Below are 16425 nucleotides of genomic sequence, written 5' to 3'. Positions count from 1 at the left end.
ATGGCATACCTACACGAACACTGCTACGACTGTAACCGTCTACTGGGCAATGAATGGAAAGAAATACATGAATGGCTGGATGCGCTCTTTGCCGAGTTCGGCCCGGCTCACCGACGCCATCGGCATCATATCGAGGGGATAGAAGAGATCCGCAAGATGTGGGGAGATGAGGCTGCAACTGCGGCTAAAATTCATATCCTTGTGGACTGCTGGGGTATCCCTTCTCGGGCCGACTATGAAAATGGATGGGTCAACGTGAACGGTTTCACTGAAAAATCGACTGAAGCCGAGGCAAAAATGATGCTGCGGGAGATCGTAAAAAAATAAAAAGGCCAGACCTTTAGGCCAAATATGCGTGGAATTACCGAGAAATATGCACAGATATTTTGAATATTGGCTAGGACCTTGATCCGACTCAGGCTGGTCACGGCGAGGACGAGGAATTCATTACCCCCTATCAGCCTTGCGACCGCAGATTAATTTTGTATCAAAATTTGTATCACGAAGAAAAATGAAGTGGGAATAGGCAGCGGAAACTTACCGCAACATGCTTATTTTAATGGTCGGGGCGAGAGGATTCGAACCTCCGGCCTCCTGCTCCCAAGGCAGGCGCGCTAACCAGACTGCGCTACGCCCCGACGGACGATAATGGGAAGCTGCTTTATTAGCACTCTGCCCGTGGCCGGTCAAGAGAATTGTTTTTGAGCCGCTCAGCCGCTGTTCAAAAATAGCAGCGCGGCTGACAACGGTGCAATGCCGTGCCCGGCACAAAAAGCCGCAACAAAAGGACCACGGTCATAGTTATTTCATGCCGACGCCTAAAAATGTTGACGCCCCGATGCGCACTTGCTATATTGCCCGCGTTCAGTTGAATAACTTTTCCTGGGTAGCTCAGTCGGTAGAGCAGGTGACTGTTAATCACCCTGTCGGGGGTTCGAATCCCTCCCCGGGAGCCAAGAAAAATTCAAGGCCGCCTTCATAAACAGAGGTGGCCTTTTTTTGTGCCTTTTTCCCGGCAGTCTCCCTCACGATTTGACTTCCCAACGCCTCCTCTCTTTGTTTTTTCATGATACCGGGTGACAGTCTCAGAGTGATACGTTATTTTTAGCGACACTCTCGTCCCGACGCCCAGCACAAAAAAACGGACCATCCACCAAAGGAGGAATCATGTTTGACTTCACCTTTCACAACCCCACCAAGATCATCTTCGGCACAGACAAAGAAGCCCTGATCGGCGCGGAACTGACCGCTGCCGGAATTAACCGGGTGCTGCTGGTCTATGGCCGCAACTCGGTGGTCAAAAGCGGCCTGCTCGACCGGGTCATGGCCTGCCTTACGAAAAGCAACATCGTCTGTACCCAATTTGGCGGGGTGGACTCCAACCCCCTCCTTTCCCATACCCGAGAAGGGGTGACCCTGGCCAAGCGGGACAAGATCGAAGCGATCCTGGCGGTGGGCGGCGGTTCGGTGCTGGACGAGGCAAAGGCCATCGCGGTGGGCGCCCTGGCCAACGAAGATGTCTGGCAGTTCTTTGTCGGCCAGGAGGTGGAGCGCGCCCTGCCCATCTTCACCATCCTGACCCTGGCTGCCACCGGCAGCGAGATGAACGGTAACTCGGTGGTCACCAATGCAGAGACCAAGCAGAAATACAATATCTCCTCGCCCCACGTCTACCCGTTGGTCTCCATCCTCAACCCGGAGCTGACCCATTCCGTGCCCCTCAATTACACGGCCTACAGCGCGGTGGACGCCATCTGCCATGTCTGCGAGGGCTATTTCACCAAACAGCCCGGCACCCATCTCCAGGACCGCCTGGTGGAAGGAATCATCAAAACGGTGATCGAAACCACCGACCTGATCATGGCCGAACCCAGCCACGCCACGGCGCGCGCTTCCTTCATGTGGACCGCCACCCTGGCCTTAAACGGCCTGACCCCGGCCGGGATCGGTGAATACAGCTTTCCCAACCACATGATCGAGCACGCCCTGAGCGCTATCTACAACATCCCGCACGGGGCCGGGCTCTCCATTGTCATGCCGGCCTGGATGAAGTGGTATTTGCCGAAAAACCCCAGCCAGTTCGCGCGGTTCGCCAAGGAGATCTTCGGGCTCGATTCCGGCGAAGCAGGAATCGACGCACTGGAGCGATGGTTTGTCGCGATCAAGTCGCCGGTGCGCTTGGCGGAGATGGGAATTCCGGCCACCGACATCGAGGCAATCGCGGAAAACGCCGAAGGCCTTGCCAGGCAGTGGGGGATTGGTGGACTCTACCCCAAGGCAACCATTGCCGAGATTCTGCGGCTGGCGGTGTAAAAAACCACCCTTCGGCAGGCTTGTATGGTTTTTACAGCTCATTTCTGAGAAGCTCTAAGAAGAAGAGCCGGGGTGGAGGGACTTCGACTGGCATCTGCCGCGCTGCGGACAGACTTACTGAGAAATCTCCCACCACACCCCAAACGTCGATGAAGAATCTAGCGGCATGTGCATTGACCGCCGATTTGAACGCAAGCTAACGTCGGTGTGTGCCACCCCAGCATGATTACTTTACTTCTGGAGGCTACCATCATGCAAACCTTTCTAAACGTAGGGGTGGATGTTGCCAAAGACGCCGTTGTCGTTGCTTGTGCTGCGCAAAGCTTTCCTGTCCACAGTGTTGTCAATCAGCATGAAGTTTTGCTGGCTTGGCTGAAATCCCTGCCCGCAGGCAGCCGTATCGGCCTGGAGTCTACAGGCGGATATCACGAGTTGCTGGCTGATCTGGCGCATAGGCAAGGCTATACCGTATTTCTGCTTAACCCAATGGAGACCCGGCACTACGCCAAGGCCATGGGCAACCGCGCCAAAACCGACCGTGTCGATGCCGAACTAATCGCTCGTCTCATCGCGCAAGAGCATACTCGCCTGCGTCCCTACACGTCCCCCACGGCCAACCAGCGCAAGCTGGACCATCTGATCCGGCGGCGGGCCAAGATCGTCCGCATCAAGAGCACGCTCAAGCTGACGATGGCCAACCTGGGCGGGTTTGCCCCTGAGCTCAAGGCGGTCTTGTGCAAGCTCGACGCTTTGATTGCCAAAATCGATGTCGCCATGGCAACGATTGCTGCCCGTTCTCCGCAACACAAGGAAACGCAACAGCGGTTGCAAACCATTGTGGGGGTTGGCCCCCTGGTGGGCATGGCCTTAACCAATACGTTGGAACGAGTTCCTTTCCGCAATGCGGATGCGTTCGTCGCATTCACCGGTTTCGACCCCAGAGCAAATGACTCCGGTCACAAGGCTGGCCGTAGACGCTTGTCCAAACGCGGCCCCGGCGAATTACGCCGTCTGCTGTTTAATGCCGCGATGTCCGCCGTCAAAACCAAAGTCTGGAAACCTATTTATGAGCATTATCGCAGCAAAGGCTGGAGTACGACCGCAACGTTGGTGATCATCGCCCGGAAAATCGCCCGAGCCGCCTGGTCTATTCATCACTACCGCTCGACATTTAACCCAGAACGGCTTACAAAATGCTTGACGTAAACCATAGAATCTCAGGAGAACCCTGTCGAAGCACCGAGGTCCGCCTCTAGACAAAAAACACCGTGTGCTGCTGGCGTTGATGCCCGGCAACGTGCTCCTGTTCCGGAAGAAAACAGACATAGCCGGATTCGGCCGACCCCGCCGCCAAACCCACGGCCTTGAGGAGCGGGCCGGAAAACCGGGCAAAGACGCCCCGCTTGAAAAATTCGTTCCTGGTCAGCCGGGTATACTGCGGCACCAACCCCTCCGGTAGGTGATGCCAGAGATAATCCCTGATCTCCTTGGACGACTCCGCGACAAGAGAGGGCGGCAGCAACCTCTGCCCGCTCACCAGCCAGTCAAAGCGGAGCAGCTCACAAAACAGCTCCCGATCCGGCCGCGTCTGGGCCAGCTCCACCAGCATCCTGTTCATGAGCTCCTGGGTTTTCGCGCACGAAAAAAAATCCGCCGCCTGGCAGATGGTGAGCAGTTGCGCAAAGAAATCAAAGGGCTCTTCTCCATTTTTCCTTATATAATCCAAGGTGTTACGGAAAAACCGGTTGTTGTAAATGGCCTCCAGGCACTCGCCCAGCCAGTACAGCCGGCGCAGGGGAGCATGGTCCAGCCAGCGGGTGGCCAGCACCGAATAGGGCGGCGTGGCTGAACTGATCAGACCGAAGTCCGTGGCCCGACTGATCGGCGTGCCGGGCAGAACCTTGAGCAACCCCATCTGGAGATAGTGGGGCGCCATGGCGAAGGCCTCATTCAGCGAGGTGCGGAAGGTGGCCTCGGTTTCGCAGGGAAGCCCGAGAATCAGGTCAAGATGCAGGTGGATATTGCCCAAGGCCACCAGCCAGCCGATGTTCTCTTGAGCCTTGGCCAAATCCATCCTCCGGTTCACCGCCGCCAGGGTGGCCGGATTGGTGGACTGCAGGCCGATCTCGAACTGGAAGCGGCCCTGGGGAACCTGGGCCAGAAAGGAGAGCATCTCTTCGCTGAACAGATCCGGGGCGATCTCGAAATGAAAAAGCGTCTCCCCCGGCTGGGCGAGGAGCCAGCGCCAGATACCCAGGGCCCGCTCGGGCAGGGCGTTGAAGGTCCGGTCCACGAAGCGGATGATCTTTGGCTTATGGGCCAGGATTTGGGCCAACTCCCGTTCCACCTCGGTCAGCTCCCGATACCGCACCCCTTGCCCCACGGAGGAAAGGCAGTAACTGCAGGAAAACGGACAGCCTCGGGATGACTCGTAGTATATATTGCGGTTGGCAAGATGGGGTGCGAAATCGGGCTCCCGATACGGCATGGCAAACGGGGGGGCCGGGGCGGCAAGATACTCGGCTTGGAGAGTACCAGCGGCCAGATCGCGGAAAAAATCATCCCCCAGCCCCTCCACCTCGCCCCGGACCACGGTACAGCCTGCAGGCAGGCTCTGGATCGCCATGAAGGTTGCCTCCGGCCCGCCCAGGATGATCGGCACTTCGGGCAGAATCCGCCGCAGGTCTGCAACCAGCCGCATGATGTAGTCGGCGTTCCAGATATACACCGAGAAACAGAGGGCCTCAGGCTGGTCACCGGTGATCCGGATCAGGGTTTGATAATAGGGATCGTTGATGGTGAACTGGTGCAGGCCCAGGCCGCTTTCCGGCAAGGCCTGCGCCAAGGCGTTGCGCACATGGAACAACGCCGGGCAGGAATGGGAGTAGCGGGCATTGAGGGTGATCAGACTGATTTGCATTGTCTCACCTGCCGGGAGCGGTTAGAGTAAACAGGACACAGGAGGCCATACTACCGTTTTTTTGCGCTTCCGTCACTGGCCCGTTTTTTTCCCTTATCCCTTTAACCTTGCGCCGCCCATCATGCTCCCCTACCCTGAGATCGACCCCGTCCTCCTCCACCTCGGCCCCCTCCAGGTCCGCTGGTACGGCCTCATGTATGTCCTGGGCTTTATCGCCTCCTATCAGCTGGTTCGCCACCAGATCAAGCGATACAACCTTACTCTGCTGGCCAAACATTTTGAAAACCTCAATCTGGTGCTGATCATCAGCCTGGTGCTGGGCGCCCGCTTGGGCTACGTCCTGTTCTACAATCCCGGTTATTATCTGGAGAACCCCCAGGATATCCTGGCCACCTGGCAGGGCGGCATGTCCTTCCACGGGGCACTGGTCGGCATGCTGGTGGGCGGGTTGCTCTTCTGCCGGATCACCGGCCTGCCTTTCTGGCAGAGCGCGGATGTCTACATCATCACCACCCCCATCGGCCTGGGGCTGGGCCGGATCGGCAACTTCATCAACGGCGAACTCTACGGCCGGATGAGCGATGTCCCCTGGGCCATGGTCTTTCCCACAGGCGGGCCAATCCCGCGCCACCCCTCCCAACTCTATGAGGCATTTCTCGAAGGGGTGGTGCTCTTCTCCCTGCTCTGGCTGTTGAAAAACCGCTACTGGCAACAACGCTGGCCAACCGGTTCGCTCCTGGCCCTGTTTCTCCTGTTCTACGGGATCTTTCGCACCGTGGTTGAGCTGTTCCGCCAGCCCGACGCCCAGCTCGGTTTTTTGTTTAATTTTCTGACCATGGGCCAGCTGTTGAGCAGCCTGATGATCGGTACCGCTCTGCTCATCCTGTTTATGAGGCGAAAAAGCGGGGGGCCGGCCTGATCTCTTGACGCATAATCTGTAGCCGTTTAGGAGCCGTTACGGAACACCCATCGCCGCTGCAACATGCGTTGTTACGGCTCCTTATGCCGTTCTTGCCGTTTAAAAGTAGATGAAACTTTTATGACAACGGCTTACAGTGCTCAGGAGACAAAAAACAACGGCTGGAGCGCTCACCACCAGAATGCGCTTTCGCCGGTTGTTACAGCCCCCCTCGGCCAAAAACCATGACCAGCACCACAGATCAGTCAGACGCGAGGCGTGCCCCCGAATCCAACCCCCGGTTGCACCGACTCTTTTTCTTCCTTCTTCTCCTGTGTATGACCATGACCCCCACCTATGTCGAAGCCGTTGAAATTGCCCCGCACCTGCACAAAAACAAGCTCGCCAACGGCCTGACCGTTCTGGTCAAGGAGACCCCCGGCACCAAGGTGGCCACGGTCCAGATCTGGGTCAAGGCGGGGAGCATTTACGAAGAGAAACGCGAGGCGGGCATCACCCATCTCATCGAGCACATGATCTTCAAAGGCACCCCCACCCGGGCGCCCGGCGAGGTGGCCGGGGCCATCGAGGCGGTGGGCGGCCAGATCAATGCCTACACCTCCTACGAGTACACGGTCTACCACGCCACCCTCTCCTCCCGGAACTGGGGGGAAGCCCTGGAGGTGCTCACCGATGCGGTGCTGCACTCGAATTTTGATGCCGGGGAACTGGAACGGGAAAAGAAGGTGGTGCTGGAAGAGATCCGCATGCGCAAGGACCGGGCCAATATCGCCCTGTTTCAAGAGCTCATGGCCCATGCCTACACGGTGCATCCCTACCGCCTGCCCATCAGCGGCACGGCGGAGAGCGTGACCGCCATCAGCCGCGAGGACATCCTCCGCTACATGAAAAAACATTATCACCCGGACAACTTCACCGTGGTGGTGGTGGGCGATGTCCGGGTCCAGCAGGTGGTGGACTCGGTAAACAGCCTGATGGGGGCTTTGCCCAGAAGTGATGCTCAGCCGCCCACCATCCCAAAAGAACCGGCCCAGAAGGCTACCCGCCTCTTCGCCCTGACAGAGGACGTCAACCAAACCCAGCTGGCCCTGGCCTTTCCCGGCTCTGCCTTCAAGGGGCAGGATGCGGCCATTTTGGATGTGATGACCAGCATCCTCGCCAGCGGGGAGACCTCCCGCCTCTACACCAAGCTGCGCAACGACAAGGGGCTGGTCTACCGCATCGACGGCTCGGCCTTTACCCCCCGCGACCCGGGGTTGCTGGAGTTCACCGCCACCCTGGATGCAGACAAACTGGCGCCAGCCCTGGAAGAGACGCTCACCGAGATTTTCACCATGAAACACCGCAAGGTGAGCGACGAAGAGCTTGACCGGGCCAAACGCAACCTGGAGAGTGATTTCATCTTCAATCTGGAGCGGGCCGAAGGCCAGGCCAGGGTCTTGGGCTCTTTCGAGTTCCTGACCGGAGATCCCCGCGAGGACAAATATCTGGAGCGGGTCCGGGCGGTGAGCAAGGAGGATATCCAGCGGGTGGCGGCCTTCTATCTCAAGGGAGAGCAGCTCACCGTGGGCACTATTGCCCCGTTCGGCACGCCAACGGTCCTGAATCAGGCGCAACTGGCCAAGATTATTACCAAAGCCGAGGCGGCAGCCAAGCTGGGCCAGTCCGCCTCCCAGGTGGACGATGCCTTCCTCACCGGGGTCCACCGCTTTGAGCTGAAAAACGGCATCCGGCTCCTGGTCCGAGAAAATCATGACGTGCCTACGGTGTCCATCCGGGCCGTTCTGCCCGGCGGGCTGCGCAGCGAAACCGAGAGCACCAACGGCGCCTTCGCCTTTATCAGCGAACTGGTGGCCAAGGGCACCGAGCAGTTGAGCACGGAGGAATTGGCCAGAAAAGTGGCCAACATGGCCGGATCGCTCGGCGGCTTCAACGGCAAGAACACCTTCGGGATCAAGGGCGACTTTCTCTCCCGCTTCACCAACGAGGGCTTAACCCTGGTCCGGGACGTGCTCCTCTCCCCGGCCTTCGCTCCGGCAGAAGCAGAAAAGATCCGGCCCGAGCTGCTCTCCCAGCTCAAGAATCAGGAAGACTCCCTGCCCAGCCTGGCCTTCAAGGAATTCAACAAACGGCTGTTCATGGGGCATCCCTATGGCCTCAACACCCAAGGCGACGAAGCGGTCATCCGCAACCTTACCGTGACCGAGCTGAAACGGTTGTACGAAGAGCATGCCCGGCCCGAGGCCTTGGTGCTCGCGGTGGCAGGCGATGTTGATGCGGAAAAAGTCCGAGAGACGGTGGAGCAGCTTTTTTCCGCCTGGAGCAAGCCGCCGGTGGAAAAAGCGAAGGTCGGAGAAAATGCCCTGCCTCCCGATGTGCCCGCCGGCCCCGACGTGGTAAGCATCGTCCGGGACAAGCAGCAGGTGCATATCATCATCGGCTTTGTCGGCACCACCTTGAACAGTGAAGACCGCTACGGCCTCGAGGTACTGGACACCGCCCTTTCCGGCCAGAGCGGCCGATTGTTCACCGAGCTGCGCGATAAACAGAGCCTGGCCTACAGCCTCTCCTCCTTCTCCCTGCTCGGCCTGGACACCGGCTCCTTCGGCATCTATATCGGCACCAGCCCGGACAAAAAGGACCAGGCGATCAAAGCGGTCTGGCAGCAGCTCTACCGGGTGATGGAAGAGCCGCTCAGCGAAGAGGAGTTGACCAAGGCCAAGAACGTCCTGATCAGCAATTACGAGTTAGGCTTGCAGACCCGCGGCAATCAGGCTCTGGAAATGGCCTTGAACGAAATCTACGGCCTGGGACAGGATTTCGGCAACCGGTATGTCCATGCCATCGAGCAGGTCGATGCCGCAACCGTACTGGCCATGGCCCGCAAATACATCCGGCCCGGCAACTATGTGCAGGTCACGGTGGGGGCCGACCCCCTCCTGGCAACGCCGGAGCCGGAAACAGCGGGGCAAGCCGAGCCTGCCCCCGCCGCCATTCCTTCAGAAAAGATCGGAGAATAAGATGCTCAAAACCATGATCGCCCCCTCCATCCTCTCCGCGGATTTCACCCGCCTCGGCGAAGAAATCTCTGCCGTGGCCAAGGCTGGGGCGGACGTGATCCACATCGACGTGATGGACGGCCATTTCGTGCCCAATATCACCATCGGCCCCCTGGTGGTGAAGGCGGTGCGCACCATCACCGACCTGCCGCTCGATGTCCACCTGATGATCGAAAACGCCGACGCCTATCTGGAGGATTTTGCCAAGGCAGGGGCGGACTGGATCACGGTGCATGTGGAAACCGGCTACCACCTGCACCGGACCATCCACCGCATCAAAGAGCTGGGCAAAAAGGCGGGGGCGGTGCTCAACCCGGCCACCCCGCTGACCAGCCTGGAAGAGATTCTGCCCGACCTGGACCTGGTCATGCTGATGACCGTCAATCCCGGCTTCGGCGGGCAGTCGTTCATCGAAAGCTCGCTTACCAAGATCAGGCAGCTCAAAAAGATGATCGATGACCGCGGCTTAAGTGTGGGCATCGAGGTGGACGGCGGGGTGAGCCCTAAAACCATCGGCCCCATTGCCGCGGCCGGGGCCAACATCTTCGTGGCCGGTTCCGCCGTGTTTGGCAAGGATGACTACAAAAAGGTCATCGCCGAACTCAAGGGTGGTTGCCGGTAACTATTCGGCAGCACCACATCTGTTTTGTCATCGGCCTGCTCATGTGCAATAGCACACTTCGCAGGCCTTTTTGTCGGACACTTCTGCCGACAATTGACACGCGCATCTGCGGTGCTGCCGAATAGTTACCGTTGAAAAATTTCAGCCTGTTTTTCGACTTTAACTGAAGTGTTCTTAGCCGCGCCCCGCCCTTTCCTGCCAGAGTTTCTCCATATCCTGCCGGTCAAAAAGGTAGGTGGTGTTGCAATAATGGCAGCAGGCCTCCACGGGAAAGGGCCCGCTGCGCAACTCCTCCAGGTCTTTTGCAGACAGGGTGAGCAGACGGGCGGAGATCTCTTCGCGGGAGCAGGGGCAGGCAAAGGCAACCGGCGTGGTGGTAAGGATCTCCGGTTGAAAAGCAGCGAACTCCTTGGCAAGCAAACCCTCCGCATCGCCCTCTTCGGCAAAATAACGGCCCAGGGAAGGCAGCCCGGACAAACATTCCTCCAATTCCCCCATCAGGCCAGGCTCCACTCCGGGCATGGCCTGCAACAACAAGCCGCCCGCCCCCACCGGCAAACCCTCGCTGTTAAACTGGATACTCAACACTATGGCGGTGGGGGTCTGTTCCGAGGTCTGGAAATAATGGCTGAGATCCAGGGCCAGATTGCCGTGCTCCAGCATGATGGTGCCGGTAAACGGCTGGCTGGCGCCTTCCAGATGGGTGCTCACCGAGAGAAATCCCGCCCCGAAAAACGGGGCCAGGTCGAAGGACTCCAGGGGCTTTTCCAGGGGGATCGGGTTCTGCCGCAGATAGCCGCGCACCTCCCCTGCCCCGTTAGCCTCCGCCACCAGCCCCTTGATCGGGCCGGAACACTCGATCCGCAAAGCAAGCCGATCCTTATCCCCCTTCAGGGTCGTGGCCAGCAGGGTCGCAGCCAGGCAGGCATGTCCCAAGACCAGGGTTTCCAGCAACCCGAGCCCGTGCCTGGTCCGCATCTCGTTGACCAAACCGGTGCCCCGCACCAACACCCCGCGCACTTCTTTGCCGCCCAAGAGAAAGCGAATGCGTCCGTCAGCCAACTGTTTCACATCCCCCCCAGATACTGGCCGAATTCCGTCTTCACTTCCTGGAAGGGTACGGCAAAGCCGATTCCTTGGGCATCGCGGAGAACCATGGTGTTGATGCCGATGAGCCCACCCTGCTCGTCGATCAGCGGACCGCCGCTGTTTCCCGGGTTGATGGGGGCATCGGTTTGGATGAACTTCCTGCCCTTGTGCTCCCGGTAGCCGGAGATGATTCCGCCGGTCACGGTATGCCTGAGTCCCATGGGGCTTCCGATGGAATAGACCTTTTGACCCTGGCCGAGATGGCGGTTGTCCGTTACCGGTTGGATAAAGGGGGCGTTGTAGCAATCCACCGAGAGCAGGGCCAGGTCGGTGCGGTCGCTCATCTTCAGGGATTGCACGGCTAATTCGCTGCCGTCGATCAGGACCACCTTGATGTCGGCACTCCACGAGGAGCGCTCGATCCGCTGCAGCTGGCCGGTAATTTCCTTATGCATGGCGCTGTATTTTTCATGCGCCTCCTGCCGCCGCTGCAGTTCCTCCTCCACCTGCCGCCGCACCCCTGGGTCCCGGAGGGTGGCAAGCTGATTTTGCAGCACCTCCCTATTGCGTCGGTCCCGCTCCAATTCGGCGGCCAGCTTGTCTGCCTTGCCCTTGAAGTCCTTCAGTTGGGCGGCGTCAAATTCCACCACATGCCGGTTGGTAATGATGTAACCATTGGCAGTGACAAAAAAACCGGAGCCGCTGCCCCACGGAGTTTTGATAAAAACCGTGGCATTGCGGGCCTGCTCCAGAGGGTTGCCCGCCGGAAAGGCGGCGGCCAGTTTTCCCGCTAACCCCTCAGCGGTTTGCGGCTGATCCACCATCCCTGGCTGCGACATCGCCGGCTGCGGGTTTCTCCCCTCCTGTACCGACTCAGGGGAAGAGACGGCCGCAGGCGGCCCGGTCTCGGGCGCTGGTTGTGGTTGCGGCGGAGCAAACACATACCAGCCCGCCGACAACCCCACCGCCAGGGCAACCAGCCAGCCCGCCAGCCCAGAGGAAGCCTTCCGTGGGAGGACGGAGGGCTCCATTTCGGCTTCACTGGGCAGGGCCTTGTCCTCCTCCTTTTTCTGGAGCCGGGCAAAAATTACCCCACACCGTTCGCATTCCTGTTCGCCGACTTGCACATGGCCGCATTTTGGACAGTCCACAATCCCCCTCCCCTGGTCAACCGCCGGACAACGAAGTGCTGCCCCGATAAAAATCTATACACCATCGGCCTGGGTCTTGACAAATTCTTGCCACAAAAAAAGCCCGCTTTGGCCAAGCGGGCTTTTTTATAACTATACGAGAAAAAATTATTCGGGAATCCCCCACAGGGCTGTTTGCCGCTTGGAAACAGGGAGGATGGTGACCTCCTTGCTCGCTCTCTGGCCGCCAGGATCCGTGACGGTTAACCGGATGATAATCCTTGGTTTTTGCTCCGCTCGAAAGGAAGAGGGCACCACAAAGGAAACCACCGAATCTTCCCCGTGCCGCTTCTCCAACTGCACCGGCGGCCCGGCCACCTGCTCCCAGCTATACCGCACGCCACCGGGAGAATCATCCCTGGTAAGCCCTGCGTCAAGGACCACGGTTTCCCCCACCTTGTACGAATAAGCCACCGTTCTCATGGCCAGCACAGGGGGTTTGTCGTTGCGTTTGACCGTGATGATCAGCTTTCCGGCCTTGGAGTATACCCCGGCGGCCTTGAACCGGTACCGCACCTCTTCCTTGCCGCCAAAATATCTGTCCGGCTCATAGCGATGCCGACTGCGGTCGAGACGGTGTAAGCTGCCGCGCAGAGGCGGACCACCGAGAATTTCCACCGACACCTTGGCGTCAAAGGGCTCCGTGTTGGCAGCAGCCCAGATGTTTTTCCAATTGATGGTGAGCGGCGCGGTGCTCAGGGTTTTCAGGTGCATGTTCTTCGCCGCCACCACCGGGCGCTCTTCCGGCGGGCATTCTTTCGGTGCTTCCACCACCACCGGCTTGACTTCCTCCGGCCCCATCACCCCTACCTTGGCAGGGGCGCTGGCCGCCTGCCCGTCGGAAACGCGGAATTCAAAGGTGTCTTCGCCTGGGAAATCCTTGTTGGGCAGATAGGTGACCTTGGGCAGATCGCCGGAAAGCCTGCCGAATTTGGGAGGGGTCACAATTTCAAACTTCAGGGGATCGTTGTTTTCATCCGAGCCGGAAAGCTCGATGGGCAGAGCTTCGTTGGGTTTTGCCATGCGCCAGCGGGACTCGTTGGCCACCGGGGGCACGTTGGCCGGGGCCATGGGTGCGGCGACAATCGGCGGCGCTTCGGGGGCGACAACCTTTTCCTGGACGGGCGGCGGCACGGGAACCGGCATCACGCCCTTCTTGTTTTTCATGAAAAAATAGCCCCCGCCGCCCGCCAGCAGGAGAAGACATAAGACCGCGACAGCCATGCCTTTTTTCTTCCCGGCTTTAGGTGGCGGGGCAAAGGGATGGTCTGTGCCCGAAGCAGAGGGCTTTTCCCGGCTGTTATCCATAGTAGCCTCCGCAAGAAAGTCCGGCATAGCGCCAACAGGAGAGGCTGTGGCAAAAATATCTTCTTCGCCCATCCCTCGCTGCGGTTCGGTGCCACCAGCATTTGTTCCTTCATCGGGGATATCGGGCAGGTCGCCGAAATCAAACTCATCGTCATCAAACCCGCCATCATCCGGCAACCCGAAATTATCTTCTTTTCCGCCCCCGTCCTGGGCAACCTCGGCGAAATTCACCGTTTCCGGGCGAGCCAACTCATCGCCACCCATATCGGAAAAAAGGCTGTCCAGATCATCCTTGCTGGGAGCGCCCAGACCCTCGGTCATACCTGCTTCGGCGGGGCTCGTTTTATCTCCCGCGCCGGCAAAAAGACCATCAATATCCGACTGATCCAGATCAAAATCATCCCCAGCCGTTGGCGCCGCCGCAACCGCGGGCCCTTCATTGCCGCCCAACAGGGAATCGATATCGGATTGATCCAGCTCGGCAAAGCCTTCGCCTCCGCCGCCCGCAGCGGAAACAGGGGCGGCAGTGCCACCTCCCAGGAGGGCGTCAATATCGGATTGATCCAGCTCCCCGCCATCATCGCCGGGAACCGGTCCACTGGCTGCCGTTCCTCCGCCCAACAGGGAGTCGATGTCGGACTGATCCAGGTCGCCCGGAGCCTCTTCCGCCGCAGCGGCGGGCTTGTCGTCCGCCAGATCGTCCAGCCAGTCGTCTATTTCAAGGCCTGCTTTTTCTTCTGCCATAACCTCACCTGATACTCCGCGGCTCACACAATCGCTTACTGCAAATAGACATAGCTATGGAGCGCCCGATAAATAGGTTCCGACATCTGGACATTCACCACATAGGAACGACGCTCGCCGCAGGCATTCACCCCGGTAACATGAACGCGCAGATAACCGTCCGCCTCCTGAAGAATCCCCCAAATCCGCTGCGGAGACTCCCCCTTTGCCTTCACCATGGAGGCCTCCGCCTCATTGTTGATCACCGCGGCCATCTGGTCCGCCAGGGTTATCCCTAGGGTGGTCATCTTTTTCGAGGAGGAAAACTCTCCGATCACGATAAACGGCTCAACCGCAACCGGCGAAGAGGCAAAAAAGTATTTGAATTGCCCGATGGCGTCACGACTGAACATGGAAACAAAGCCGGGCACAGAAGCATAGCTTTGCGGAGGGGTGCTTGAGGCGGGTTCCAGCGGAACCTCGACATGGGCCGCGTGCTGGGAAGGAAAGCAGCAGCCCGCCACCGCGGTAAGAACAACGAGGGGGATCAACAGCCTTTTCAGGCTTATCAAATATAATTGTCTGCGCAATGCCTGCTCCATCACGGTTCTCCTTTCTTTTCCTTCAGCCCCTACTGGGCAAAACCCTTAACTGCGATCCGGTGGGGGGCTTCCTGCGTCTGGAACAGCCCAAGCAGTTCCCGCGTGAGCGGCATGGTGTAGCGCCAGGAGGTCTTGACCAGACCATCACTGAGGCGCACCAGACGCCCTTGGACAATAAGGGTTTTCCGGGTATTGGAAAAGGTGGAGACCACCGCGTACTCAAGGGCGGGGTTTTTGATGGCCAGCTCGCCAATATTTCTGGAAAGGAGGAACTCTCCGGTCTGGGGCAGGATAGTGATCTCCTTGCCCAGGCGGAGTTCGGTTACCGTCAGGCCGCGGTCCGCCAGATCGGTAAGCAGGTACTCGCCCATGATCCGGCCAAACTCCGTGTCACGCTTGAAATCGGAAAGCGGCACGGCATTGACCACCCCAATTCTGCCAACAAGACTCTGGCCTTCGCCGAGTTCCCCTTGCAGCTCATAATATACCTTCCCGGCCACTTCCTTGGACATTTCCCCCAGAAGCATTTCCGAACCGCGGCTGGATGCCTCCGGCAGGTACTGGTATACGTTGTAGCTGGTCGAAACCCTGCGGACCTCAGCTCCATCGGCCCACGCCGCACCGGCAAACAGAACCAGCCCCAAGCAACAGAGTATCGCTTCTCTCCTTCCCTTTTTCATCCTGTCCTCCCTGAACCGTTGCGCTCTTTTCTTTCCATGAAAAGTTATGTTTCTGTGTACCCCTGCGGATATCCTATCACAATTGTTGAAATCGCAGAAAGCCGCGATTACAACGATTATTACTTTGTGACTCTTTATTTTGTGTCCGGACCTGTTCCCTTCTTCCCTTGTTGCCCATCCATCACAATTCAAGTTTTTTCAGATAGAGCGGTTCCGGTTTTGCTAACCGGACGGAGGCGGTATCCGCCAGCAGCTGCTCGGCCAGTTGATTTCTCGGAATAATGGCCGTGGCCGAGGAGAGGAGCTTGGCGCTCCGGTTGTCGATGATCCTGGCGTTGATGACAATGCTGTCTTTGCTGGGGGTGTAAGTACCGGTGAGCATGGCCCCGGCGTCCACCGCCTGGCTGACCTCGGCCGGATTGCGGGAAAGACCGAACTCGCCGCGCTTTTCCTGGATCATGACCGCCTGGCTTTTCCGGATCTCCACCACCTCGTAATGGCGCTGCTGCATTTCGTTCATCAGCTGCTCCGCCACGTACCGCCCCAACGACGAGGTCCGGGACAATTTTTTGAGCTCGACAAAGGTACAGACCAGCACGCCCTTGGCCAGGTCACCGTTTTCCGGGTCAGCATCCGCCAGATTGCGGAACAGCTCATCGGCCAAACCCTGTATCTCGGTGCGTAAGGCGGCGGCTTCATTCACCGTGATCTCCGGGGGTTTCTCCTGGCTTAAAAACGAAAAGGCCAAACCCTGGACCGGAAAAAAAAGCAGGGCCAGCATCGCTATTTTCGAGAGGAAAGAAGGGGTCGGCCAGCCAGAACATCGTTTCCTTGTCAATTGCATATGTCGCCGTTCTCCTTTATTATGTGACGCCGGAAAGGTGCCTCCGCGCCGTCAGACGCCTTGGGCGGAAAAGAGTTCCCGGTTTGTCCTAATCATCGGTTGGCCGGCACATTGTCTTTAACAAAAAATGCGTTGCAGATTGAGAGGATAGGGGCT

13 protein-coding genes and 2 tRNA genes are annotated in these 16425 nt (G+C 58.6%); 7 read left to right on the top strand and 8 right to left on the bottom strand.

Going from position 1 to position 16425, the window contains the following annotated elements; genetic code table 11:
• Positions 1–327 carry a DUF6915 family protein gene (locus ACZ46D_RS11615; RefSeq protein ID WP_464927598.1) on the top strand — a complete coding sequence of 109 codons (327 nt, stop codon included), beginning with the start codon at positions 1–3 and terminating at the stop codon, positions 325–327.
• A gap of 233 nt (positions 328–560) precedes the next feature.
• On the opposite strand, the gene ACZ46D_RS11610 is transcribed toward ACZ46D_RS11615, so the two are convergent.
• A tRNA-Pro gene (locus ACZ46D_RS11610) sits at positions 561–638 on the bottom strand.
• A gap of 242 nt (positions 639–880) precedes the next feature.
• Between ACZ46D_RS11610 and ACZ46D_RS11605 the strand changes: the two genes are divergently transcribed.
• The 3 genes from ACZ46D_RS11605 to ACZ46D_RS11595 all read left to right on the top strand — a co-directional run bounded on the left by ACZ46D_RS11605 (position 881) and on the right by ACZ46D_RS11595 (position 3519).
• A tRNA-Asn gene (locus ACZ46D_RS11605) sits at positions 881–956 on the top strand.
• Between the two features lie 211 nt (positions 957–1167).
• The gene (locus ACZ46D_RS11600) at positions 1168–2313 is read left to right on the top strand and encodes an iron-containing alcohol dehydrogenase (protein ID WP_464927597.1); all 1146 of its coding nucleotides are present in this window, start codon (positions 1168–1170) and stop codon (positions 2311–2313) included.
• Positions 2314–2535: 222 nt separating this feature from the next.
• On the top strand, positions 2536–3519 hold the full coding sequence (locus tag ACZ46D_RS11595; RefSeq protein ID WP_464926747.1) for an IS110 family RNA-guided transposase: 984 nt from the start codon (positions 2536–2538) through the stop codon (positions 3517–3519).
• A 46-nt stretch (positions 3520–3565) separates the two neighbouring features.
• On the opposite strand, the gene ACZ46D_RS11590 is transcribed toward ACZ46D_RS11595, so the two are convergent.
• A complete protein-coding gene (locus ACZ46D_RS11590; RefSeq protein WP_464927596.1) occupies positions 3566–5233 on the bottom strand; it encodes a B12-binding domain-containing radical SAM protein in 1668 nt (555 codons plus the stop codon).
• 121 nt (positions 5234–5354) lie between these two features.
• On the opposite strand from ACZ46D_RS11590, the gene lgt reads away from it, so the two are divergent.
• From lgt to rpe, 3 genes are all read left to right on the top strand, one after another.
• On the top strand, positions 5355–6152 hold the full coding sequence (gene lgt, locus ACZ46D_RS11585) for a prolipoprotein diacylglyceryl transferase (RefSeq protein ID WP_464927595.1): 798 nt from the start codon (positions 5355–5357) through the stop codon (positions 6150–6152).
• A gap of 224 nt (positions 6153–6376) precedes the next feature.
• Positions 6377–9172 (top strand): M16 family metallopeptidase, encoded by a 2796-nt coding sequence (locus ACZ46D_RS11580; protein WP_464927594.1) that lies wholly within the window; start codon positions 6377–6379, stop codon positions 9170–9172.
• A gap of 1 nt (position 9173) precedes the next feature.
• Positions 9174–9833 (top strand): ribulose-phosphate 3-epimerase, encoded by a 660-nt coding sequence (gene rpe / locus ACZ46D_RS11575; protein WP_464927593.1) that lies wholly within the window; start codon positions 9174–9176, stop codon positions 9831–9833.
• A 174-nt stretch (positions 9834–10007) separates the two neighbouring features.
• Here the strand turns inward: rpe and ACZ46D_RS11570 are convergent, their stop codons facing one another.
• From ACZ46D_RS11570 to ACZ46D_RS11545, 6 genes are all read right to left on the bottom strand, one after another.
• Entirely contained in the window at positions 10008–10904 is an 897-nt protein-coding gene (locus ACZ46D_RS11570) for an Hsp33 family molecular chaperone HslO (RefSeq protein ID WP_464927592.1), read from the bottom strand.
• Entirely contained in the window at positions 10901–12073 is a 1173-nt protein-coding gene (locus ACZ46D_RS11565; protein ID WP_464927591.1) for a S1C family serine protease, read from the bottom strand. The genes ACZ46D_RS11570 and ACZ46D_RS11565 overlap by 4 nt, the downstream gene beginning before the upstream one ends.
• Before the next feature lie 147 nt (positions 12074–12220).
• Positions 12221–14164 (bottom strand): Ig-like domain-containing protein, encoded by a 1944-nt coding sequence (locus ACZ46D_RS11560; RefSeq protein WP_464927590.1) that lies wholly within the window; start codon positions 14162–14164, stop codon positions 12221–12223.
• Between the two features lie 35 nt (positions 14165–14199).
• Positions 14200–14745 (bottom strand): hypothetical protein, encoded by a 546-nt coding sequence (locus tag ACZ46D_RS11555; protein WP_464927589.1) that lies wholly within the window; start codon positions 14743–14745, stop codon positions 14200–14202.
• A gap of 29 nt (positions 14746–14774) precedes the next feature.
• Positions 14775–15425 carry a FlgO family outer membrane protein gene (locus ACZ46D_RS11550; RefSeq protein ID WP_464927588.1) on the bottom strand — a complete coding sequence of 217 codons (651 nt, stop codon included), beginning with the start codon at positions 15423–15425 and terminating at the stop codon, positions 14775–14777.
• A 181-nt stretch (positions 15426–15606) separates the two neighbouring features.
• On the bottom strand, positions 15607–16206 hold the full coding sequence (locus ACZ46D_RS11545) for a FlgO family outer membrane protein (RefSeq protein ID WP_464927587.1): 600 nt from the start codon (positions 16204–16206) through the stop codon (positions 15607–15609).
• Positions 16207–16425: the final 219 nt, after the last annotated feature.

The sequence above is a fragment of the Thiovibrio sp. Mzg5 genome, from assembly GCF_055379285.1.
The sequence above is the reverse complement of the archived record's forward strand: the minus strand, read 5'-3'. Positions and strand labels throughout refer to the sequence as shown.